This is a genomic window from Rhodococcus sp. JCM 9793, assembly GCF_055380405.1.
Genome location: NZ_AP043721.1, coordinates 976,962 through 998,867, shown reverse-complemented (window position 1 = coordinate 998,867; position 21,906 = coordinate 976,962). Strand labels below are relative to the sequence as shown.

General features: G+C 64.8%; 19 protein-coding genes. 5 read left to right on the top strand and 14 right to left on the bottom strand.

What is annotated here, in order from left to right; genetic code table 11:
- Window positions 1-6 precede the first annotated feature (6 nt).
- The 7 genes from casG to ACZ46K_RS06820 all read right to left on the bottom strand — a co-directional run bounded on the left by casG (window position 7) and on the right by ACZ46K_RS06820 (window position 9,060).
- The gene (gene casG / locus ACZ46K_RS06850; protein ID WP_054804931.1) at window positions 7-1,677 is read right to left on the bottom strand and encodes a steroid-24-oyl-CoA synthetase; all 1,671 of its coding nucleotides are present in this window, start codon (window positions 1,675-1,677) and stop codon (window positions 7-9) included.
- A gap of 184 nt (window positions 1,678-1,861) precedes the next feature.
- Window positions 1,862-2,455, bottom strand: coding sequence for a TetR family transcriptional regulator (locus ACZ46K_RS06845; RefSeq protein ID WP_054809831.1), 594 nt, complete (start codon window positions 2,453-2,455; stop codon window positions 1,862-1,864).
- 20 nt (window positions 2,456-2,475) lie between these two features.
- Window positions 2,476-3,360: an SDR family NAD(P)-dependent oxidoreductase gene (locus ACZ46K_RS06840; RefSeq protein WP_454841999.1), complete on the bottom strand. Its 885-nt coding sequence runs from the start codon at window positions 3,358-3,360 to the stop codon at window positions 2,476-2,478.
- A complete protein-coding gene (locus ACZ46K_RS06835) occupies window positions 3,357-5,558 on the bottom strand; it encodes an acyl-CoA dehydrogenase (RefSeq protein ID WP_464747314.1) in 2,202 nt (733 codons plus the stop codon). Before ACZ46K_RS06835 ends, ACZ46K_RS06840 begins: the two co-directional genes overlap by 4 nt.
- Before the next feature lie 6 nt (window positions 5,559-5,564).
- The gene (locus ACZ46K_RS06830) at window positions 5,565-6,431 is read right to left on the bottom strand and encodes an amidohydrolase family protein (RefSeq protein ID WP_054806702.1); all 867 of its coding nucleotides are present in this window, start codon (window positions 6,429-6,431) and stop codon (window positions 5,565-5,567) included.
- The gene (locus ACZ46K_RS06825; protein WP_054806701.1) at window positions 6,428-7,663 is read right to left on the bottom strand and encodes an amidohydrolase family protein; all 1,236 of its coding nucleotides are present in this window, start codon (window positions 7,661-7,663) and stop codon (window positions 6,428-6,430) included. The genes ACZ46K_RS06830 and ACZ46K_RS06825 overlap by 4 nt, the downstream gene beginning before the upstream one ends.
- 179 nt (window positions 7,664-7,842) lie before the next feature.
- Entirely contained in the window at window positions 7,843-9,060 is a 1,218-nt protein-coding gene (locus tag ACZ46K_RS06820; protein ID WP_440126674.1) for a DegT/DnrJ/EryC1/StrS family aminotransferase, read from the bottom strand.
- A 293-nt stretch (window positions 9,061-9,353) separates the two neighbouring features.
- On the opposite strand from ACZ46K_RS06820, the gene ACZ46K_RS06815 reads away from it, so the two are divergent.
- Window positions 9,354-9,974, top strand: coding sequence for a TetR/AcrR family transcriptional regulator (locus ACZ46K_RS06815; RefSeq protein ID WP_054806700.1), 621 nt, complete (start codon window positions 9,354-9,356; stop codon window positions 9,972-9,974).
- A gap of 14 nt (window positions 9,975-9,988) precedes the next feature.
- On the opposite strand, the gene ACZ46K_RS06810 is transcribed toward ACZ46K_RS06815, so the two are convergent.
- From ACZ46K_RS06810 to ACZ46K_RS06800, 3 genes are all read right to left on the bottom strand, one after another.
- On the bottom strand, window positions 9,989-11,137 hold the full coding sequence (locus tag ACZ46K_RS06810; protein ID WP_440126676.1) for a steroid 3-ketoacyl-CoA thiolase: 1,149 nt from the start codon (window positions 11,135-11,137) through the stop codon (window positions 9,989-9,991).
- Between the two features lie 74 nt (window positions 11,138-11,211).
- Entirely contained in the window at window positions 11,212-12,129 is a 918-nt protein-coding gene (locus ACZ46K_RS06805; RefSeq protein WP_054806699.1) for an NAD-dependent epimerase/dehydratase family protein, read from the bottom strand.
- A gap of 22 nt (window positions 12,130-12,151) precedes the next feature.
- Entirely contained in the window at window positions 12,152-12,967 is an 816-nt protein-coding gene (locus ACZ46K_RS06800) for an SDR family NAD(P)-dependent oxidoreductase (protein ID WP_464747312.1), read from the bottom strand.
- Between the two features lie 119 nt (window positions 12,968-13,086).
- On the opposite strand from ACZ46K_RS06800, the gene ACZ46K_RS06795 reads away from it, so the two are divergent.
- Window positions 13,087-13,782 (top strand): IclR family transcriptional regulator, encoded by a 696-nt coding sequence (locus ACZ46K_RS06795; protein ID WP_054806698.1) that lies wholly within the window; start codon window positions 13,087-13,089, stop codon window positions 13,780-13,782.
- Window positions 13,783-14,269: 487 nt separating this feature from the next.
- Here ACZ46K_RS06795 and ACZ46K_RS06790 read toward each other — a convergent pair whose 3' ends face one another.
- From ACZ46K_RS06790 to ACZ46K_RS06775, 4 genes are all read right to left on the bottom strand, one after another.
- Window positions 14,270-15,736: a Fis family transcriptional regulator gene (locus ACZ46K_RS06790; protein WP_464747308.1), complete on the bottom strand. Its 1,467-nt coding sequence runs from the start codon at window positions 15,734-15,736 to the stop codon at window positions 14,270-14,272.
- Entirely contained in the window at window positions 15,729-16,082 is a 354-nt protein-coding gene (locus ACZ46K_RS06785; RefSeq protein ID WP_054806697.1) for a helix-turn-helix domain-containing protein, read from the bottom strand. The genes ACZ46K_RS06790 and ACZ46K_RS06785 overlap by 8 nt, the downstream gene beginning before the upstream one ends.
- Complete coding sequence (locus ACZ46K_RS06780; protein ID WP_464747306.1) at window positions 16,079-17,239, bottom strand: tyrosine-type recombinase/integrase; 1,161 nt, start codon at window positions 17,237-17,239, stop codon at window positions 16,079-16,081. The genes ACZ46K_RS06785 and ACZ46K_RS06780 overlap by 4 nt, the downstream gene beginning before the upstream one ends.
- 521 nt (window positions 17,240-17,760) lie before the next feature.
- The gene (locus ACZ46K_RS06775; RefSeq protein ID WP_440126681.1) at window positions 17,761-17,982 is read right to left on the bottom strand and encodes a hypothetical protein; all 222 of its coding nucleotides are present in this window, start codon (window positions 17,980-17,982) and stop codon (window positions 17,761-17,763) included.
- A 255-nt stretch (window positions 17,983-18,237) separates the two neighbouring features.
- On the opposite strand from ACZ46K_RS06775, the gene ACZ46K_RS06770 reads away from it, so the two are divergent.
- The 3 genes from ACZ46K_RS06770 to ACZ46K_RS06760 all read left to right on the top strand — a co-directional run bounded on the left by ACZ46K_RS06770 (window position 18,238) and on the right by ACZ46K_RS06760 (window position 21,902).
- Window positions 18,238-18,504, top strand: a complete 267-nt coding sequence (locus ACZ46K_RS06770) for a hypothetical protein (protein WP_054810832.1) — start codon at window positions 18,238-18,240, stop codon at window positions 18,502-18,504.
- 295 nt (window positions 18,505-18,799) lie between these two features.
- Complete coding sequence (locus ACZ46K_RS06765; RefSeq protein ID WP_440126682.1) at window positions 18,800-19,567, top strand: IclR family transcriptional regulator; 768 nt, start codon at window positions 18,800-18,802, stop codon at window positions 19,565-19,567.
- A gap of 250 nt (window positions 19,568-19,817) precedes the next feature.
- Window positions 19,818-21,902 (top strand): hydantoinase/oxoprolinase family protein, encoded by a 2,085-nt coding sequence (locus ACZ46K_RS06760; RefSeq protein WP_464747304.1) that lies wholly within the window; start codon window positions 19,818-19,820, stop codon window positions 21,900-21,902.
- Window positions 21,903-21,906: the final 4 nt, after the last annotated feature.

Below are 21,906 nucleotides of genomic sequence, written 5' to 3'. Positions count from 1 at the left end.
GTATTTTCAGTTGCTTTCGATGACCGTCCAACGCGGCAACTCTGCCCGGACATCGACCTGCTTGACCTTGCCCGTCGCATTGCGCGGCAAGTCCTCGGTCCGGAAGATCCACCGCGTCGGCACCTTGTAGCGAGCGATACGTTCGGCAACGAAGCCGGAGACTTCCGATTCCGTCAATCCCTCACCCGGAGACACGACGACCACCGCGCAGACCTCCTCGCCGTACTCGTCGTGATCGACTCCGAGAACAATGCACTCACGCACCGCCGGGTGCTCCCCGAGAACCGCCTCGACCTCTGCCGGATAGACGTTCTCGCCGCCGCGGAGAATCAGATCCGAACGCCGACTGCTGATTCGGAGGTATCCATCCTCCATCGTGCCGAGGTCGCCGGTGCGCATCCAACCGGACTCGTCGATAGCTGCGGCCGTCGCCTCCGGATTGTTCCAGTAGCCGAGCATGATCAGTGGGCCACGCAAGTAGATTTCGCCCTCGACGCCGTCCTCGACCGGATCTCCGGCCTCGTCCCGGATCTCGACACGAGTCGTGAGCACCGGCCGTCCGACGGTATCGGGACGCCCGGCAAGATCGGCCACCGTCGCCAGCGTTGCGGCAGAGGAGGATTCGGTCAGTCCATAACTGGTACCGAGCGACCGTTCCGCCGCCGGAAGGATTTCCCGCAGCCGCGCTCTGAACGCTTCCGAGGACGGTGCGGAGCTGATCGAGACAGCGCGCAGCGACGACAGATCGTAACGGGAGAGATCGCCGTGCTCGAGCAGCCGGGTCAACATCGTCGGTACCGCGCCCCAGTTGGTGAGACGTTCCCGCTCGATCAGCCGCAACACACACTCGATATCGAATCGGCCGGTGCTGATCACCGCGGTGTCACCGAACGCAAGGCGCGGTACCGCCAGATTATGCAGTGCCGCAATGTGGAACAGCGGTGTAGCGAGCAGGAACCGGCGCGCATTCGGCGCCTGGCCGAGTTCGGCCGCAAGCGCATCGTTGAATCGATGGAAGTCGACGGCCGCAACCATGTTCCGGTGCGAGTGAGTGGCACCCTTGGCGCGGCCCGTGGTTCCGCTGGTGAACAGGATGACCGCGGGATCGTCCTCGTCGATCTGCACCTCGGGTAGATCCGCACCGGGGTGGGCAGACCCCATTACCGGCACGTCGTCTTCGATCGAGAGCACTGCAGCATCGACGGAACCCAGCAAGTCCCGTCTCCGGCGGTCGGCAATGACCACCTTCGGAGCGGCCAGTTCCATGCCGTATCGGATCTCCCGGGCGGACCACAGCGAGTTCATTCCCACCGTGATTGCGCCGAGCGCCGTCGCAGCCCAGAAGGACATGATCCATTCGGCATTGTTGGCGGAGAGAATCGCCACCCGGTCGCCCTGTTCCACGCCGTATCGCGTCCGCAACTCGTATGCGAGCGACGCGACACGCGCCAGATGTTCGGTGAAGGTCAACCTGAGGTCGCCGCAGACCAGGTATTCGGCATCGCCGTAGCGCGCGGACTCCGCGAGCAGCGCGTTCAGCGACCGGTGCCTGTTGCGGAGCACCGGCATCGTGATTCCACGGACCTGCTCGTCGACGATCTCGAAGGGCGTGTCCCGCGCCGTCAGTCGCGCGATGGCGTCCGCGCGCACGTCGGACACACCATGAAGATCGGGCATCCACTACTCCTTCCCTGGCGGAGCACTGGATCCGGCCAGGCACAGCCGAGCATCTGAGGATTGTGCGGACACCGTCGATGTCCGCAACGTCTCCTTGATACCGAGAGAAGAGGGCCTTTGTGTCGCAAGTCTCACTGATCGGCACCCGGCGCGGGGTCGATGCCCTGAAGGGACGCTCATCGCCTCACGCGTACTCCGCAAGCACCAGCCGCGTCACATCCTGGACGTTTCGCAATGCCTCCGGAAACGCGATTCTTCCGGTGGTCCACAAGATCAATGAGTTGAGCATCGTGCTGCCGATCGCAAGCGAGGCGAGCCGAGCACGTTCGGCGGGAACACCGTCCATCAGCTCGAACAAGGCTGTGCGGTTGGCAGCAGAACGCTCGTCGAGCGTGTCCCGGACATAGGGATCGCCGGAGGTCTGCAGCTCGACCTCGAGTCGCGCGAAGTGGGGACCTCGCTGAAATGCCTTCATCTGCCGTGTGTAGAGGTCGATCACGCGGTCGAGGACGGAGCCGTGGGCTCGGCTCCCCCTCGACTCGCGTTCCGCCGCGAGCCGGTCGGCGAGGATATCGTTCCAGGCGACCATCGCGGCAGCGAGGAGGTGTTGCTTGGCCGGGAAATATCGGTACAGAGTGCCCATCGCCACCCCGGAACGCTCCGAGACCTCACGCATCTGGATGCCGTCCGGACCGGTCTCGGCGAGCATCTCGATCACCGCGGTGGTGAGCTGACGCCGACGCCGACGCTGCCCGTCGGTCATGTCGTCGGGGCTCATCGGCACGGCCAAGGAGTCGGTCACGACGGCATTCTAGTTGCCTCGTCGCCCTGCACCGCCGAGGACGGAGCAAGATGGCCGCCTAGAACCTCGTGCAGTTCCTCCTGCTCCCACCGCGACGCCGACGTCAGGTGGGTCTGCACCGTGGGGGCCGACATCACATCGATCCGGTCGCCGTACACCACCAGGACCTGCCCGGTGATCTGCTCGGCCGCAGGTGATGCGAGGTAGACGACAAGCGGGGTCACATGTTCGACCGACAGTGGGTCGTCTCCGGACAGCGGCTCGGGGTCGAACACGCCGTCGGTCATCGCGGTCCGGGCACGGGGGCACAGTGCGTTGACGCGCACACCGAACCGTCCGCAGCCTCGCGCCGTCGACATCGTGAGCGCGACGACCCCCGCCTTCGACGCCGCATAGTTCGCTGCGCCGGGCGGGCCCGTCGCGTATGCCTCCGATGACGTGTTCACGATTCGGGCATATACCGGATTCCCGGTCTCCTCGGCACGACGCCGCCAATGGTGGGTCGCGGCGCGGGTGGTGAGAAACGTGCCGCGCAGATTTACGCGGACGACATCGTCCCATTCTTCCGCAGACATGTTGAACACCATGCGGTCCCGGATGATTCCGGCGTTGTTCACGAGAATGTCGAGTCCGCCGAACTCGGCCACCGCAAGTGCGACGAGCCGGTCTGCGGTGGCCTGTTCGCCGATATCACCGACGTACGTCACCACGCGTCCACCCGCATCGCGGATCTCGGCCGCGACATCGTCGATCCGCGCGCTCCGCGCGTTGATCACCAGATCGGCGCCCGCGGCGGAGAGCGCGAGGGCCTCGGCACGCCCGAGCCCCTCGCTCGCACCGGTGACGATCGCGGTCCGGCCGCCGAGAATCCGTGTGCTCATCGTGGTTCTCGGGGCAGCCCCAGAATCTGCTCGGAAATCACGTTGAGCTGGATCTCCAGGGTGCCCCCGCCGATCAGCAACGACGGCGTCGACAGGTACGCCTTGGCCGCACGGCCTCCCCCGCTGACATCCGTTCCGAGGCTACCGACGGCAGCCTCCGGCCCGAACCATTCGAGCACTTGTGCCGCGACATCCGTGATGTGCTGCGCCGAAGCAGCTTTGAGCACGCTCGCTTCGACACCCGGATCTCGTCCGGACAGGCGCCCCAGCACACTGCGGTGCGCGAGCGCGTCGAGCGCTCCGGTCGTGGAGGTGAGCCGGCCGAGCGCTGGGATCGCATCCTGCCGGATCTCGGGGTCGAGTGTGCGAACCACCTCGATGGGATCGAATCGATCGCGTCCCACGACCGGCGTGCGACCCATCGACACCCGCTCGTTTGCAAGCGTCGTCCGCGCCACCTTCCATCCCTCGCCGGGTGCACCGACGAGATCGGCGTCGGACACGAACACTCCGTCGAGGGTGACTTCGTTGAACATCTCGTCGCCGTTGGCTTCCCGCAGCGGACGTACTTCGACTCCGGGCGTCGACATGTCGACGAGGAAATAGCTGATGCCGCGGTGCTTGGGTGCAGCGCGATCGGTGCGTGCCAGGCAGATTCCCCAGTGGGCCTCGCGTGCCTTCGAATTCCAGACCTTACGGCCGTCGAGTCGCCAGCCACCGTCCACCTTGGTCGCGAACGTGGTCAGCGAGGCCAGATCCGAGCCCGCTCCGGGTTCGGAGAACAATTGACACCAGATGATCTCGCCGCGCAACGTCGGGACGATCAGGCGCTCGCACTGCTCCTCGGTCCCGTACTGCAGGATCGAGGGCAGCGCCCATTCACCGATGACCGTGCTGGGCTGTGTCAGACCGGCACGCTCGAACTCTTCCGCGATGATCAACTGGCCGGCTGTGTCTGCGCCCAGCCCGTACGGGGCGGGGTAGTGCGGCGATACGAGACCGCGGTCGGCGAGCAACACCCGCGCCTTCCCGGCGTCGAGACCTGCGGCCTCGTCGATCGTGGCTGCCACCCCGGCTCGAAAGTCCGGGCGGTCCTCGGTGACGAGGGAGGACTCGCGTTCGGTGGTCATCGCCAGCTCGCCCGCCCGGCGGGCCCATTCGTCCTGTGATCCGCCGAGTGCGAGCAGGCTGACGACGCGGCGCCAGTACAGGTGGATGTCGTGTTCCCAGGTGTTGCCGATACCGCCGAGGAGGGTGAGTGCCTCGAGTACCACGTCGACGGCCTCGCGTCGTACCACCGTCGCGGTACGCGCAGCGGTGAGTGCGATCTGCTGCCGGTCGTCGCCGTCCGCGGCCACCGCCGCATCCCACGCCGAATTCGTCATCACCTCGACGCGGATGAACAGTTGGGCGCATTTGTGCTTGATCGCCTGGAACGATCCGATCGGACGGCCGAACTGCTCCCGGATCTTGGCGTATGCAAGGCTCGTCTCCTGCGCCCATCGCGCGACACCCACCGCCTCGGCACACTGCAGGACCGCATTGAGAGCGGCGATCTCGTCGACCCTGGCCCCGAGAATGTTCTGCGCGGGAATTCGTTTCTCGGACAACCGCACCCGGCCAACGTCACGGGTCAGGTCGACACCCTCCTCCCCGAGCCGCTCGACACCCGCATCCGTTGCCGACACGACGAACCAGACCGTCTCCTCCCGGCACCGACCCGCCAGGACGAGGATCTCCGCACCGAGCGCACCGAGCACAGGCACTGTGGTGCCTGAGGCGATCACCTCGTCGCCGTCTCCGTCGAGGGTGACAGTGCCCGGTGCGAGCCCCAGCGCACCCGTCGTACCGGATGCGAATCGCGGCAGCAGCGTCGTGCGCGCCGCATCGGTGCCGTGGGACGAGATCACAGCGCTTGCACTGACCGTGGGCAGCAGCGGTCCCGGGATCAGTCCGTATCCGGACTGCTCGAGCGCCACCGCGAGCTCGAGCAGTCCGGCGTCGGCACCACCGTGCTCCTCTGCGAGATGCAGGGAGGGAATACCCATCTGCACCAGCTGTTCCCAGAAGTCAGGGGTGTCGCCACGAGCGATCCGGTCGAACTGGTCGCGGGTACGTGCGACAGGCGTGTGCCGTGCAGCGAACCGAGCGAGCGAGTCGGCCAGTGCGTCGTGATCCGGTCCGATTCCGATCGGCATCTCCGGTCAACCTTTCAATCCGAGCACCTTGCGGGCATTGTCATGCAGAAACTTCGGCCACACGTCGTCGTTGAACGGAACGTTCGGCATGTCGTCGAAGATGCGGTCCAGGCTCAGACCCGCCGGAAAGTACCCGGCGTAGATGATCTTGTCGGCGCCCCGGGTGTTCGCATAGTCGACGATCGCCTTCGGATAGTGCTTGGGAGCGAAGGCCGATGTCGAATAGTACAGGTTGGGCCACTTGAGCATCAGCTTGACCGCCAGATCTTCCCACGGCTCACAGCCGTGCCGGGTGACGAACACGAGATCCGGGAAGTCGAACATCACGTCGTCGATGAGTTCGACATGCTGCACCGCGGATTTCAGCCGAGGACCCGCGATTCCTGCACACGCGAAGATCGGGATGCCCAGTTCGACACATTTGGCATAGATCGGATACATCTGCGGTGCGTTGAGCGCCACCTGCGGGAAGGTGCCTGCCGCGAAGGAACTCACCGACCGGATATCGAATTCCTCGCGTTCGCGCGTCATCCGCTCCAGGGTGCCCATGATGTCGTTGGGGTCGACGGCAGAGCCTTGCGCGACGAACCGGTCCGGAAACATCCGGACTGCTTGACGCCCTGACTCTTTGGCAACGCTGACCATTCCGATCTCGATGCCGTGCTTGTCCATTTCCCGCAGTGTCACCGACACCGGATCGTCGGTCGCCAGGTCGCTCGGAACATCCTTGAACATGTATTGCGCGGGCATCGTGAACTCGTCACGGCTCTGGCTGTCCTTCGTCTGCTTCGTGATGAAGGCGTACTCGTCGTATCCGGATTCACGAAAACCGATGTGTGTGTCGATGATCGGAATTCCTGCGTAGGCGGTCATGCGCTCAGCTCCGCTTCGAGTTGCTCAGCGAAGGAATCGCGCATCAGTACGTCGTTGGGATTCTCGGGAAGCTCGGTCAGGGGCTGCGCGATCTCGGAGGGTGTCGGCCCGTACTCGGCCGCGAGCGGTGCAAGCGCATCGAGATCGAAGTCGTACAGTTCGGCGGCGTTGGCGGCGAACAGCTTCCGCAGCTCGGACTCGTCCACGTCGTGCATGACCTGACGAATGCACTCGCGCGTAAACGGGTAGGTTCCCTCGTTGTGCGGATAGTCGCTGCCCCACATGAACTTTCCTTCGCCGAGAGTCTCGCGCACCGCGATGTCCTGCGCGGACGGCATTGTCGCACCGACCCACACATTGCGGCGGAAGTACTCGCTCGGACGCAACGGCAGTTGCTCGTCCTCGCTGTAGAACAGCTCACCGATCCGGCCGGTGCGCTTGACGCGCAGGTCCACCGTGTCGAGCTGACGCATCAGATCCGGCGCCCACGAGCAGCCCTGCTCGGACACGGCGAACTTGAGCCTGGGAAAGCGCTCGAAGACACCCGAGAGGATCATCTGCACCAGAGGGCGCATCGAATAGAAGCCGACCTCGTTGATATAGAGCAGCGACGAGGTCTTGTACCGGCCGTAGTCGGGCAGGCCGGTACCTGCGTGGCTGTTGACCGGCACACCGAGGTCTTCACAGATCTCCCAGAGCCGGTCGTACTCGGGATCGTAGAGCGGCTTGACCCATTTGATGTCCGGCGCCAGGTTCGGCAGCAGAACACCTCCCCGTAGCCCGTTCTCTTTGATCCACTTCACATCCGCGATCGCCTCGTCGACGTCGTTGAGGAAGATCTGCCCGACGCCTGCCCGCTGCGCCGGTGCGTCGTCACAGAAGTCCTTGAGCCACCGGTTGTGCGCGCGCACTCCGGCCAGGCGTTTCTCGAAGTCGTCCGCACGAGGTGGCCCGGCCAGCACCGCCGCACTCGGGAAGAACGGTGGCACGGTGTTCGGGAACAGCACCTCACCGACCGTGCCGTCGCCCTGCGTCTCGCGCATGCGCCGCTCGTTGTTCCAGTTGCGGTCCCGTCCGTCGTCGACGAGGTCGCGGTAGGGGTTCTTGTACTTGCCGCGCCACGCGTCGAATTCCTCGTGCCACTTCGGCTCGAGGTAGTCGCGGTAGGTGGCGTGATCGGCGCCGGCATGACTGTCGGCGGAGATGAGGGTGTACGGGACTTCGTTCGTCACGAGATGCTCCTGTCCGAGGGCTACGCGAAATCATGGTCACTGCATATCTGAAACTCAGTTCTAAATTTCTGATCCCAGACTAGCGCCCTATCACCTGTGGTCAAGCAGAAATCCCACTGAGTGATGCAACCCGGTTTCATTCTCTCCCGCCAAGCTCGGGAGCTGCACTGCCGACAAGATCAGGCGCCGGCCCGGGTGTACTTCGAAGCGAACGCGTGGATGGTCGCGACGGTGTGGTCGAGCTCCTCCGCGGTCGTACCGTGACTCATCCCCAGCGACATACCCCGGGCGAAGACTTCGTCGGCGAACGGCAGACCCGCATCCGGAACCCGGTATTCGACGTTGCTCATCATCGGATGGCGAGTGACGTTGCCGCTCCACACGGTGCGGGTGTCGATACCTGCGCCTTCGAGGAACTCCTGCAGATCGGAACGTTCGAACCCGGCATCCTCACAGACGGTCACCGGGTAGCACAGCCACGCCGTGTGGAAGCCTTCGAGCTGCTTGGGCAGGCGGAACAGGTCCGGGTAGGCTCCGAACGCGGCAGTGAAGGCATCGAAGATCTCGTGGCGACGCCGGTAGTTCTCCTCCAACTTGCTCAGCTGGACCAGACCGAAGGCCGAACCCAGCTCGGAGGGCTCGAAGTTCCACGGCAGGACGTCGAAGATGAAGTCGTTGTCGTAGGAGACACCGTCGAGATCCTCGCGGAACACCCGCCCGCCGGGCTCGGAACCGAACAGGTGTGGTTCCGAGCGCCGCCCCCAACGGCGCAGCATCAACCCTTTGTCGCGAAGCTTCTCGTCGTCGAGGCAGACCATACCCCCGTTCCCGGCACAGGTGATGATGTGCGACATCGCGAAACTGGTGACGGTGATGTCCGAGCGCGATCCGGTCTTGGTGCCGCGCAAGGTGGTGCCGATGCAGTCGCACGAGTCCTCGATGACCTTCAGCCCGTGCTTGTCGGCGATCTCGCGGATGGCATCCCAATCCGGCGCATTACCAGCGAGATTCGGAACGAGGATCGCCCCGGTCCGGTCAGTGATCATCTCCTCGATCTTGGCAGCGTCGACGTTGTAGGTGTCGGGCTCGACATCCACGAAGACCGGGATCCAGCCACCCCGAACGATCGGCGCGACATCGGTGGAGAAGGTCAGCGGCGAGGTGATGACCTCGGCGCCCTTGGGCAGATCCAGCAACTCGAGCGCCAGATACAGCGCCGACGAACCGGAATTGCACATGAGGCCGAGCTTCTTGCCGTAGAGATCGGCCACCCGGCGTTCCATCTCCGCGACGTTCTTGCCGATCTTCAACGCGAACGGTCCCCCGCGCAGAACCTCGAGGCAGGCCTCGATCTCGCGCTCGTCATGAACACTGCGTGCGTAGACAACCCTGGTCATGGGATCTCCTCATCCGAATTCGTCGAAGGTGCCGACGCCGCGGATCACCACTTCAGGAAGCGAAGCAGTAGGGAGTCGTAGCGAATGCGGTCCGGCCGCAGCCGTCGTCGGCGATGAACATCGTTTGAACGATCATTCAATCCCGAATATAGAATTGCCGAACGCCGTCGTCAAGTACGCGGAAGATCACGGAAGACGTTGACCCCCGACGAAATCTGCTGAACAGAAAGAAGTCACCGTCGCCGCAGCCGCCCTGTTTGCGGAATACGGGAAGTCCCGATACATTTTCTCGAATGAGCGTGGCCACCCGAAAGTCAGACGGATCCGGCCCACCGGACCGGCGATCGGAGATACTCGATGCCGCCGCGACGGCCTTCGCCGCACGCGGCATCGCCGGCACGTCGATGCGGGAGATCGGCGACGCCGTCGGCCTGAACGCAGGCGCGCTCTACCACTATTTCCGGTCCAAGGGCGCTATCGTCACCGAGCTCGTGACGGGATATCTGACAGACCTACTCGACGACTACCGGGCTGCGGGGGCCGAGAACCTCGACCCCCGAGCCCGGCTGAAGGCGATTGTCGACGTCTCGCTCGCCACTGCAGCAACCCGCGGCAACGCGACGAAGGTGTACCAGGCAGAGTTCGAGAATCTGCGGCGCCTAGAAGATTTCGTCGAAGCACGGCGCCTCGCACAGTCGATCCAGGCGGTATGGCTCGACGCCATCGAGGCGGGCAAGGACGCGGGCGTCCTCCGAAAGGACATTCCTACCAGGGTGTTCCACCGATTCCTTCGAGATTCCGTGTGGTTCACCGTGTACTGGCACAAACCCGACGACGGTTACTCTCTCGACGAACTCGCGGAAGACTGTATCTCCGTTTTCCTCGACGGAATGGGGGCGGACGCCGAGCGCTGAGCCCGCCCCGGCACTCACATCCGTTCGACGATCGCCCCCGTTGCCATCGCTCCACCGGCGCAGACCGCGACGAGGGCGCGTTCCGCATCGCGACGTTCGAGTTCGTCGATCACTGCCCCGATCAAACGGACACCGGACGCTCCCACGGGGTGGCCGAGCGCGATGGCGCCGCCGTTGACGTTCAGACGGTCCTCGTCGACGCCGTGCACGCGGGCCATCGACATCGGCACCGCCGCAAACGCTTCGTTCACCTCGAACAGGTCGATGTCGCCGATCGACATCCCGGTCCGTTCGAGCAGATACTCGGTAGCCTGCACCGGGCCGTCGAGCAGGTAATGCGTCTCTGCACCGATGAGGCACTGCGCCACGATCCGCGCCCGCGGACGCAGACCGAGTTCCTCGGCCCGTGTCTGGTCCATGACCACGAGCGCAGCTGCACCGTCGGAGATCTGGGAGGAAGTGCCCGCCGTATGCAGACCTCCCTCGAGCACCGGCTTCAGTCCCGCCAGGGCATCGAGCGAGGTGTCGCGCAGACCACCGTCACGCGACACCACGACCGGTGCCTCACCATCGGCGTCGGGCGCCTTCACCGGCACGATCGCACCGTCGAAGCGACGATCGGCCCACGCGGCGGCCGCACGCTCCTGTGACCGGAGCCCGAACGCGTCGAGATCGCCACGCGAGAACCCGCGACGCCGCGCAATGCGATCGGCCCCGTCGAACTGAGCGGGGATGTCCACGGTCCAGCCCGGGGGCTTCGGGCTACCGAAGTCACCGGCGATGTTGGACAGCAACGGTACTCGCGACATCGCCTCGACACCGCAGGCCATCCCCGTGTCGATCACACCCGCGGCGATCTGGGCGGCAATGAGGTGCACCGACTGCTGACCGGAGCCGCATTGCGCGTCGATGGTGGTCACACCGGTCCGCTCGGGCAAACCGGCGTGCAGCCATGCGTTGCGACTGACGTTCGACGCCTGTTCGCCGGCCTGCGTGACGCATCCGCCGATCACCTGCTCGATGAGGGCCGGATCGAGACTCAGTCGCTCGAGCAGACCTTTCTGGACGGCGCCCAGCAGCTCGGCGGCGTGCAGCCCGGACAATGCCCCACCGCGTCGGCCGATAGGAGACCTCGCCGCATCGACGATCACCGGGTTACCCATTGCAGTTCTCCTCGCAGTACGCGGTCCGAATGCTCTCTTGGTATCGCGGAAGCTGCGCTCTTACTGCTCCGGTCTCACTGGGTGGCAGCGACGACCGCAGCAACCATCTCTTCGACCGCGCGGCGGCAATCGTTGCGGTCGTAGCCGAGCAGCGCCGTCTCGTCCACATCCGGCTCGTACGACAGGGTGTTGCCGCGTCCCTGGACGATCGCAGCATCCGACAGCAGCGGGTGCGACTCGTCTTTCACCGCGACCTCACGATTGCCACCTGCGGCGTCGACCATCATCTGGAAGAAGCTCTGGTAGGTGAGGTTCTCGTCGCCGATCAGGTACGCCTTCCCGGACTCACCGTGATGCACGGCGCCGCGGATTGCCTGTGCAAGCGAGCGGGCCGACAGGTAGTTGGTGCCGCCGGGGGGAGCGAAATCGGGGATCTGCGGCTCGTTGCCTGCGGCCCACGAGACCATCTTCCGGTAGCGGCGGGTGGAGGCACCGGGCACGACACCGAGGATCGACGGCGGATTGAGCGTGCAGACGTTGAACGACTCGCCGGCGAGCGCACGGGCGCCCTCGTCGGCGGCCTTGCGTGCCGCGACATACAGGTTGGTCTCGGCGATATCCGGACGCACCTGGTGGTAGTAACTTCCGACCTGCACGAACCGCCCGACGCCCGCGTCCTTCGCGAGTTGGGCGAAACGTGGCACACCCACACTTTGTGTGGTCTCCCAGAATTTCAGCTCGTCGTCGTCCTCGCGTGGCTTGTGTCGCGGGTCCTGGCCGGCAGCGAAGACGATGGCTTCGAAACCGGACAATTGCTCGCGGGTGAAGGTCGGCACCGTGTAGTCACCGGTCAGCAGCGGAAAATCGGCGACGAGCGAGTCGTCGGGAAGTGGACCGCGTCCCGCGACCGTGACGTCGTCGCCGTGTTCGCGCAGTTCGAGTGCGGCGTGCGCGCCGATCATGCCGGTGCCGCCGATAACCAGAATTTTCATGATGCCTCTTTCGGATCGTGGATCAGGGATTGCGGGGACGGTTGGTCCAGCCGCCGGAGTTGCGTGGCACCCACCCGCCGGACGAATGCGTGCCGCCGTCGACGTGGATGGTGCCTCCGGTGACGAACCGGGACAGGTCGGAGGCGAGGAACAGCGCGACACCCGCGACGTCCTCGGGCTGCCCGGGACCGCCGAGCGGCGACCAGTTCGGCCACAGCGGCAGGTCCTCCTCGGGCACGAGCGTCGCGTAGGGAACCTGCACCGACTCGATGAGGTCCGGGGCGATGGCGTTGACCCGGATGCCGGCTGGGCCGACCTCGGCCGACAGCGAGCGGGTGAATTGCGTGAGCGCAGCGTTGTAGGCGGAGTACACGGTGTGGCCGGGAATCGCGCGGTGGGCTTCGACGGTGGTCAGGTTGATGATCGACCCGCGGCCACGTTCGGTCATTCCCGGCAGCAATGCGTGCGTCAGGCGCAGGATGTGCGCGAAGTTGATGTTGTGCAGCTCGTCCCAGAGCGCCGGCGAGTTGGTGGCGAAGGCATGAGGCGGCTGCAAATAGTGGCCGACGTTGTTGACCAGCACGTCCGGCCGGTGTTCGACGAGTTCGGGCGGACACGATCCCTCACGCACATCCCATTCGACGGCGTTGATCGACCCGCCCGCCGCGGGGTCGAAGTCGAGTCCGTCGATCGGCTCGATATCCGCGGCGAGTACGTCAGCGCCATGGGCGGCGAACGACCTCGCGATCGCAGCGCCGATACCTGCGGCGCCGCCCGTCACCACGGCGCGACGACCTGCCAGCATCGCGCCCGGAGTCATACATGAGGGATTCGGCATGGACGGAGTACACAGCACCGGACGCCCGGAGTAACAGCACCGATTCCGGTAGGCGGAAATACCGGCTTCCGCGCGGCACGGTGTGTTACCCATGTCCGGGGACGAGAAAGGAGAGCCGGATGGAGGGGCCGACCGGAACACTGCAGCGCGCGGCGGTGATCCTCGACGTGTTCGAGGGCGCAGACCGCCTGAATCTGTCGCAGATCGTCGCCGCCACCGGGCTCCCGCGCACGTCGGTGCACCGTGCACTCGAACAGCTCGTTGCGCTCCGTTGGGTGTATCGCGAGGGCATGGACTACCAGCTGGGTATGCGGATGATCGAGCTGGGCGCTGCGGCTGCGCAGCAGAATGCCCTGCGCCGTGCGGCGCTTCCCAGCCTGCGTCGGCTTCATCAGCTCACCGGATGCGTCGTCCACCTCGCCGTGCGGGACGGATCCGAGGCCGTCTATCTCGAAAAAGTCGGTGGCGAGTCGGCTCCGCTGGTGCGGTCTCGTGTCGGCGACCGGCTCCCCGTAACTTCGTCGACGATCGGCAAGGCATTGCTGGCTCTCGGCGATCCCACCGATGTGGACTGCCCCGAACTCACGAGAGTGCGTGAGCTTCGTCTGGCCTACGACCCGGAACGCTGTGTGAAGGGCTTCAGCTGCGTCGCCGTGCCTATCGGAAAGATCGGCGGCACCGAGGCCGCAGCTCTATCGGTGTTCGGTCCGGCCGACCGGGTACGAGACAAACGAATGATGTCGTCCGCGCAGACCGCGGCCGCGGAGACCTGGCGGAGGATCTACCCACACCAGAATTTGATCTCGAAATTCTAGAAGGCAATTGGCACTGAAGTGAATCTCAATAGAGGAGACTGACCCTCGATCCCTGCTTGCGAAATAATATAGATCATCCAGGAAAAACCTTCGCGAATCCTCGTGTGGGTTGTGCACGAGCGCCAGCGCTCCTCCAATTCGTCACGTAATGACCACTCCGGCACCACGCAAACGGTGCTGCGTGGTGCGGCCCGCACTCGGCCCACGCCACGCGTCGATCTACTCCGGTGCACTCGGCCGAGCGGGGTGAACGTCCATTCCGGCGTCGTCGTGGGCTTCGGACCGTGCACCGGCCGACACTCCGGCTTCTGCGGCAATGCTCGAGCCGTCTAATGGAACGGTACGAATTCTCCGTAATATATTGGAGCGCAAGATATTATGACGATTTCATATACTGGCAACGAGACGTATTGCAGTGAGACGAGTTGCCGTTGAGATCTGCTCCTGATCCGCGGTGGTTCGGACGGGTGTCAGGGCGAACCGATGGTCAGGTCGATTGTGCATCGTCGATAGCTGCGATGTATTCGGCGTAGCCGGCCGACGAGGCAGCAGCGTGCCGTTCGATCGTGGCCGGGTGATAGCCCAGGGTCTCGGCGATGATCGCCACGGGTGCGAGTCTGCTGAGTTGCTCGAGGGTACCGAGCCGGGCAGCACGCGCACTGAAGGTTCTTCTGAGTCGGTCTCGTGCAGTCGCGGAATCGAGGTGCCGACCGGGAGTGTAACCGCGAAATACCCAGTTGCTGTGGGGATGTGCGGCCGTCTGGTCGTGACCGGGATTGACGGTGAGATCACGCCACGGTTGGTCGAGCGGTGTGGGCAACGCAATCTCGAGGTCGGCGAGTCGAATGGTGACCTGCTCCTCGGTGATGGTGACATCGTCCCAGCGGAGCTGGACGATGTTCTCGATCTGTTGGGCGAAGACGAGGACCAGGATGGCCAGAGCACGATCGCGGGACGACAGTTCGTCGGTGTGGACCGCCACCTGTAGTGCATGATCCTGTTCGGCGGCGCTGAGACGTCGGCTGGTGCCGCGGCGATGCTTGGGCACGGTCAACTCCGGTGTGGCCAGTCGGCTCGCGATGGCCCAACCGAGAAAACGGTCGACGATCAGCCGGGTCGTGGAGCCGGTAGCGATCCAGTGATCGAGATGGCCTTGCCGCAGGTCGCCAAGTCCGAGGCCTTCGTTACTGAGCCAGTTGACGAAGTCGATCGCGACGGTCACGGTCTGCTTACTGCGCAAGAAGGCACCGTGTGAGACCGTCTCGCTCTGGTTCATGCGGCGCAGCACATGCCACCGGACATAACGGTCGATGATCTCGCGCATCGCCGGCTGGTGGACGCGGTTGAGAGCTTCGGTCGTCCACTGTCGGTATCGGATCCGGATCTCGTCACGCGGGGGCAGGACACCGTACTCGACGAGCAGTGCCCGAACGTAGTCACGTGTGCGTGAGGCAGGCAGCGCATCGAGGCTGCCGTGGGTGATCGTCGGTGCGGTCGACAGACCCTCGAGGAACGCGGTGACGTGGCGTTGCCGGATCCAGGTGATCCCACTGTTGGGTCGCGCCATGGCCTTCAACGCCACTGCGACCGGTGCCAGCTCCGCGACGATCGTTCCGGATTGCGGGTCGGTGAGCAGGTCATCGACCAGGCTGGCGAGTTCGCAGCGTTGGCAGCGGCCGCCGCGGTAGAGTTCGTCCTCGACGCCACAAACCCGGCAATCGAGGTTCAGAGCGATCCCGGAGCACCGGCGACACACCGGATGGCCGTCGAGAACCCCGGGGAGCACCCCGGTGTGGCCGCAGCCGCAGGTGCCGCGGGTGCGTTTGGCCTGCTGGTAGCAGTAGTTGCAGATCGGGCCGTCGGGCCAGTTCGCGGCGATCGGGTAATGCCCGCGACACCGGGTGCACGGGATCGGCCACGCGTCGGGGTCGCTGGGTTTGCGTGGTCTAACCATCGTCGTCCGGGGCGATCACGCGGATGCGCCGGGCGATCCGCGGCTCCGTTGTGACACCGAAGTTTTCGGGCCTCCGGGGTGCGTCGGCGGTCTTCGCGGCCCGCATTTCGACGAACGGTTCGAACAGATCGTTCGGTGTGCAGTCGAGAATGTCGCACAAGGCGGCGAAGGTGCGGGCCGGGATCCGTTCCGGGGTCGCGGTCACCAACCGGTGAACCTGTGCGTTGGATAGGTTGATACCCCGCGATTTGAGCAGGGGGATCAGCTCGGTGGTCTTCCACAAATTGCGTTGGGCCATGAGCTGACGCAGATTCCACCTGTAGCCGATTCGGCGCTGCTCACTCATGAGCCGGTCCCACCCTCTGTTCCGATGCCACGGAGTCGAGTGGCGATAATCCGCTGCACGGTCTTCTGCTTGAAGTCCGTGGACACCGAGGTATACAGCGCGGTGGTCGACGAATACCCGTGGCCGACCTGCTGCTGGACGAACAACGGGTCATAGCCGGCCTCGATCAGATGCGTGACGTAGGAATGGCGCAGCGCGTGCAAGGTGAGCTCGCCGGGCAGGCCGGCACGGTCGCGGGCGTGGCGGAACGCCCGATCGAAGTTGCGCACCCCCGACCCGTCGGCGCGTTCGGACGGCCACAGCAGCCTGGAGCGATCCGCGGTGGGGAACCGCTCCCGGCCCTGCGGCGACAACCAGAATTCGAGCAACGGCACCACCCACTCGAACTCGGGCACCGTCAGCACGGTGCGCCGACGCGGGCCGGAACCACTCGTACCCTTGGCCCACCGCACCTGCACGGCGCCGAACCTGCGGTAGTGCGCTACATGCGGGTTGGGACCGAAATCGACGTACTCGAGCATCGCCAACTCACGTCGTCGGAGCCCGTAGGCGTAGGCCACCTTGAACGCAATCGAGTCCCGCAGTGCTGGCAGCCACCGTTTCGATCGCTTGGCGAACTCATCGTCGACGAAGTCGTCCACCACATCGAAAAACCGCTGCAGCTCCGTTCGGGTGAGGCTGCGACGGCCGGGTGTGACCGCGTCGTCGGTCGCGTGACGGGGCGCATTCCATTCGAAGACAACCTGCGCCGGAATCTGACCGAATACCTTCTCGCAGAACGGTATCCATCCGTATCGAGGTTCGGTCACATAGCAACAGAACGTCCGGATCGACCCGGCGTTCGACCGCAATGTCGACAGCGCCAGTCGACGTTGTCCACTGCGCCGGTCGGCCATGAACTCGTCGAAGTGGTGGGGGGACCACGTCCAGGGATATTCGTTCGTATGCTGCTGGAAACGCCCGACCAGCCGACATGACGCCTCGATGTGCGCCACTGTCAACCCGCGGGCCAGCTGTTGCGCTCGCCAGCCGTCCAGCATCGCCTCGAAGGCACGATCCTCGGCGCGCAGCAAGCCGACGGTCTGATCACTCAAGAAGGCGGGAATTCTCCCCGGGACCACGTCCACACCCTGGGACCCTACGCGAGAATCTCTCATCAAATGAGAGAAACGGCCTCGGACCTGCACACCAACCACCCGGCCGCCATCCCGACACGTCAAGCACGCCTCAGCGGAACCCCGTCATCACTTGCAGGAACGGTTGTCATGGCATGGTGGGATGAGTAGTTGCATCTGTTTGAACTCGTCCTGGTTTATTGCCGATAACGAATATTACGTCAACCAACGGCCTGTGGTCGTGCCTCGGATGCATCATCGCGCCACCCGCACCGCCCGCGACCCTGTGCCCGAGTCGTCCCCGACACCGTCCGACGCCGGTGCTGGGTATCCCCGCCCGTGGGCTCCCGCCGCGCCTGGCCGACGCCTTTCGGCCGCATGCGCGGACCCGCGACCCCGGCGCCCCTGCAACCATGCGCAGCGTACGCACACCGCCCGACATCGTCGCCGTGCCACGCGCGGCCACACACTCAGCAACAGGTCGAGCCGAATCCGTCTCACATTTGGGTGAGATCGAATTATAATCCACTGCAACATATTTGATGGATAATCACACTTATCCATCACAAATAGTCACGAGTTACAGAAGACGCGAATTCATGATCAGGCTCATTGTCCGCTCTTGTTTGATCTGGGCCATTCTCGCCGTCCTTTCCCCGTAGTTCTCGAGGAAGACCAGCAGCGACGGCGACCGCGCCCGCCATCACCTGCTCGTCCCCGCAACCGACGCGGCGCTGCTCGCGCTCGCGCACCTCACCGGCAAACCTCCCGCCGACCTCGCCCACGCACTGCCTCCCTTCGGCGACACCGACATTCAAGGCCCGCTCCGGGCCACCACCGCCTGCCGACGATGCACCATCCGCCGCGGCATCCGCGGACCTGTCCCCGTCCCCCTGCCGATACACCACAATGTCTGCACACGCCACGGGATCTGGATCGGCGACGCCGACAGCCCCCAGCTCGATCTGTCCGCCTCCCCCGAGATCATCACAGCCCAACGCCGCACCAACCAGCTACTGCGCCACCACACACCCCAGCAAGTGACACTCGCCTACGCGACCGCGGTCAAAGCCATCCCGCCCTGGCCGGCCTCGACGACCGCCATTCCTCACCACCGGAGATACCGGCTGCTCCGGCTACAGACCCGCAACCACTATCTCGGCATCCAAACCGATCACGACAGCTTCACCCACGCAGCGTTCTACCCCGACACCGTCGAACTGGCCGCACAGATCCTCAGGCCCGCCAACCAGCACACGCCGAGAAGAAGTCGAACGAACCGTGAGAAGGAGACGCCGAACAGTTGATGAGAACCGACCACAAACCCCCAGGACAGACCACGAAAAGTCGAACTTTTAGGCGGGAACCTACATCGGAGGCGGTCTGCTGGCCCAAGATCAGCGAGGACGAACACTCGGGTTGTTCCGTGCCCGGCAGACTCGGAAGTACTCACCCGGCAAGATGCGCTGGCTCGTGATTGCCTCCGTGTCGATCTGGGGTGTGTCGGCATCTGGATCATGCACTTCCTCAGCATGGATGCTCGCTGATCGGCTCCCATGCACGCTCGCGTACCCTGTACCGCATGCTCGTGAAGGCTGCATCGTGATCGACGGCCTCGAACGGGCCGTGCGGGTCCTGGACCTCTTCTCATCCGACGTCCCCGAGTGGACGGTCAGTGACGTATGCCGCGAACTGAACCTACCGAAGACAACGACCTGGGAGTACATGCAGGCCATGACCGGCCTGGGCCTGCTCCGCCGCACGGCGCGGGGCCGTTACCGGCTGGGGTGGCGGGCCTTCCAGTTGGGGCTCCGGGCGCGCATGACATCGGAGATCTCCGGTCCGGCGCGGGTGGAGATGAGCCGACTGGTCGAGAAATACGCCGAGACCGTTCAACTGGCCTCGCGCTATTGCAGCGAGGTGGTCTATCTGGAGAAGATCTCACCCCGCACCGGCGTGCAGGTCAACCTGACCCGGGTGGGCGAGCGGCTCGCGGCACACTGCACCGCGGCCGGCAAGGTGCTGTTGGCCCACCTTCGTCCCGGCGACGTGCAGAACGTGTATGCCGGCGCCGGACTGACGCGTCTGACGGAGCGGTCCATCGGATCCTGGGCGGTACTGGAGACGGAACTGGCCACGGTTCGGGAGCGTGGTTACGCCCTCGAGGTCGAGGAGACCGTCGAGGGTATGTGCTCGGTCGCCGCCCCGATCAGTAATGAGGACGGCGACGTGACCTGGGCCTTGAGCATGAGCTTCCTCGAATACCTGCTGCCCACCCACGTCGAGATCTACGCCCAGGCGATTGTCGACGCGGCACAGCGACTGTCCCACCCGAAGGCTCCGTCTCCGGGCGACGGTCGATTGCCGTAGGGCCCGATCTGCCCCCCGGCGTGGTAGTTGCCCCTGTCGACACGGCCGCACGGCCGTGTTCGGCTCAGGCGAACAGGGGCATTGCGGACCTGCTGTGAGGCGGGTTACTTTTCGGACATGGAAAGCCACTTCTAACCGAGGGTTCAGCTTCGGTTCGACTGTTTTCCCGTAGTTCACTGCGCTTCGTCGCGCCCCATGGTGTGCGTCCTTGCCTGAATCCACCCCTGAATCACTGCACGGAGATGTCTCGATGATGAATGCACGCACTACAGCCGGTCGCCGGGTCGGAATCGATATCGGAGGGACGTTCACCGATCTCTTCGTGGTGGAAGGGGACGGTGCCGGGCGAATCTACAAGTCGCCCACCACACCGCACGACCCGTCCGAGGGCCTGCTCACTGGGCTGACCAAGGCCGCGGACGCCGTCGGTGAATCGCTCGAGGAATTTCTCGGCGGGGTCTCCACGATTGTGCACGGCACGACGATTGCGACCAACGCCGTGCTGACCCGGCAGGGTGCGAAGACCGGTTTCGTCACCACGCGCGGATTCCGAGATCTGTTGAACATGCGGCGCGGCATCCGGGACCGTCAGAACGACTCCAAGTACGCACCACCTGTTCCGCTGGTGCCCAGGAACCTCGTGGCCACCGTGCGCGAACGTATCGACGTGTCGGGCAACGAGCTCATGGAACTGCATGAGGACGATGTCAGAGCGGCGGCACAGCTGTTCCGGGAGCAGGACGTCGAGGCCGTGGCGATCTCCTATCTGTGGTCCTTTCTGGATCCTTCCCACGAACAGCGCACCGCAGAAATCCTGCGTGAAGAACTCCCGGGTGTCTTCGTCACGATGTCCCATGAGGTGCTGCCGCAGATTCGCGCCTACGAGCGCCACAGCACCACGGTGCTCAATGCCTTCGTGGGCCCCAAGCTGCAGAACTATCTGGCCAACATCAAGCGGCAGCTCGCCGACCGCGGTTTCGGCGGTACCCTGCTCATCGTCCAGTCCAACGGCGGTGTGATGTCGCCCGAGATCGCCAGCGAGATGGCCGTCAACGCCTTGATGTCCGGCCCGGCGGCCGCACCGGAAGCCGCCCTGCAGTACGCACGCCGGCACGGCTCGCAGGACGTGATCACCGTGGACATGGGTGGTACCAGCTTCGACGTGGCCCTGGTCCGTGGCGGTGAGCCCTTGCTCACCAGCGACAGCGAAATCGGCGGATATCGCGTAGCCCTGCCGATGCTGGATATCCACACCGTCGGTGCCGGCGGCGGCTCTCTGGTGTGGGTGGACTCCGGCGGCATCCTGCGCGTCGGCCCGCAGAGCGCCACCGCCACCCCCGGCCCGGCGTGCTACGGCCGCGGCGGAGAAAACCCCACCACCACCGACGCCGACCTGCTCATGGGCTACCTGAACCCGGACCTGTTCGGAGACGGCGCCTTCACCCTGGACGTCGAAGCCTCCCGCAAGGCCGTCGAGGAGAAGGTCGCCAGACCGCTGGGTCTGTCCGTCCCCGAAGCTGTCGAAGGCATCTACCGCGTGGTTAACGCCACCATGGCCGAGGCCGTCAACGCGGTGTCCGTCAAGCGCGGTTTCGACCCCCGCGAATTCACCTTGGTCGTGGCCGGCGGCGCCGGGCCGATCCATGCCGTGCCGATCGCCCAGGAGCTGGGCATCAGCCGCATCATCGTGCCCCGCGAGTCTTCCGTGTTCTGCGCCGTCGGCACTCTGCTGACCGACCTCAAGCACCTGTACGCACGCACCTTCGTCTCGGACACCGATGCGCTGGATCTGCGCCGGGTCAGCCAGGTGTATCGGGAGATGCGGGACGAAGCCATCACCACGCTGCGGTCGGAAAACGTCGCCCCGGACGCCATCGAGCTGATCTTCACCGCCGACATCCGCTATGTGGGACAGTTCGACGAGATCGAGGTCCCCCTGGAGTTCGACGGCGATCTCACACCCGCGGCGCTCAAGCAGCTCCTGGCCGACTTCGAAGACAAGCACGAGAGCCTCAACGGCTACTCGATGCCCGGGGAGAGCACGGAGCTGATCAATGTGCGCCTCACCGCCCTCGGTCGCACCACCAAACCGTCCCTCGCCGAAGACCCCTCCGCCGGCCAGGACCCGTCCGCCGCACTCAAGGGCACCCGCGACGCGATCTTCTCGGGCTCACGGATCCAGGTGGACGTCTACGACGGTCTTCTCCTGCACCGGGACAACCGCATCGCCGGGCCCGCCATCATCGAGCAGCCGACGACCACCGTCGTCCTCATCGAGGGCTACGGGCTGACGGTTGATGCCCAGGGAACGTACGTCATCGAACCGGTCAACTGACCGG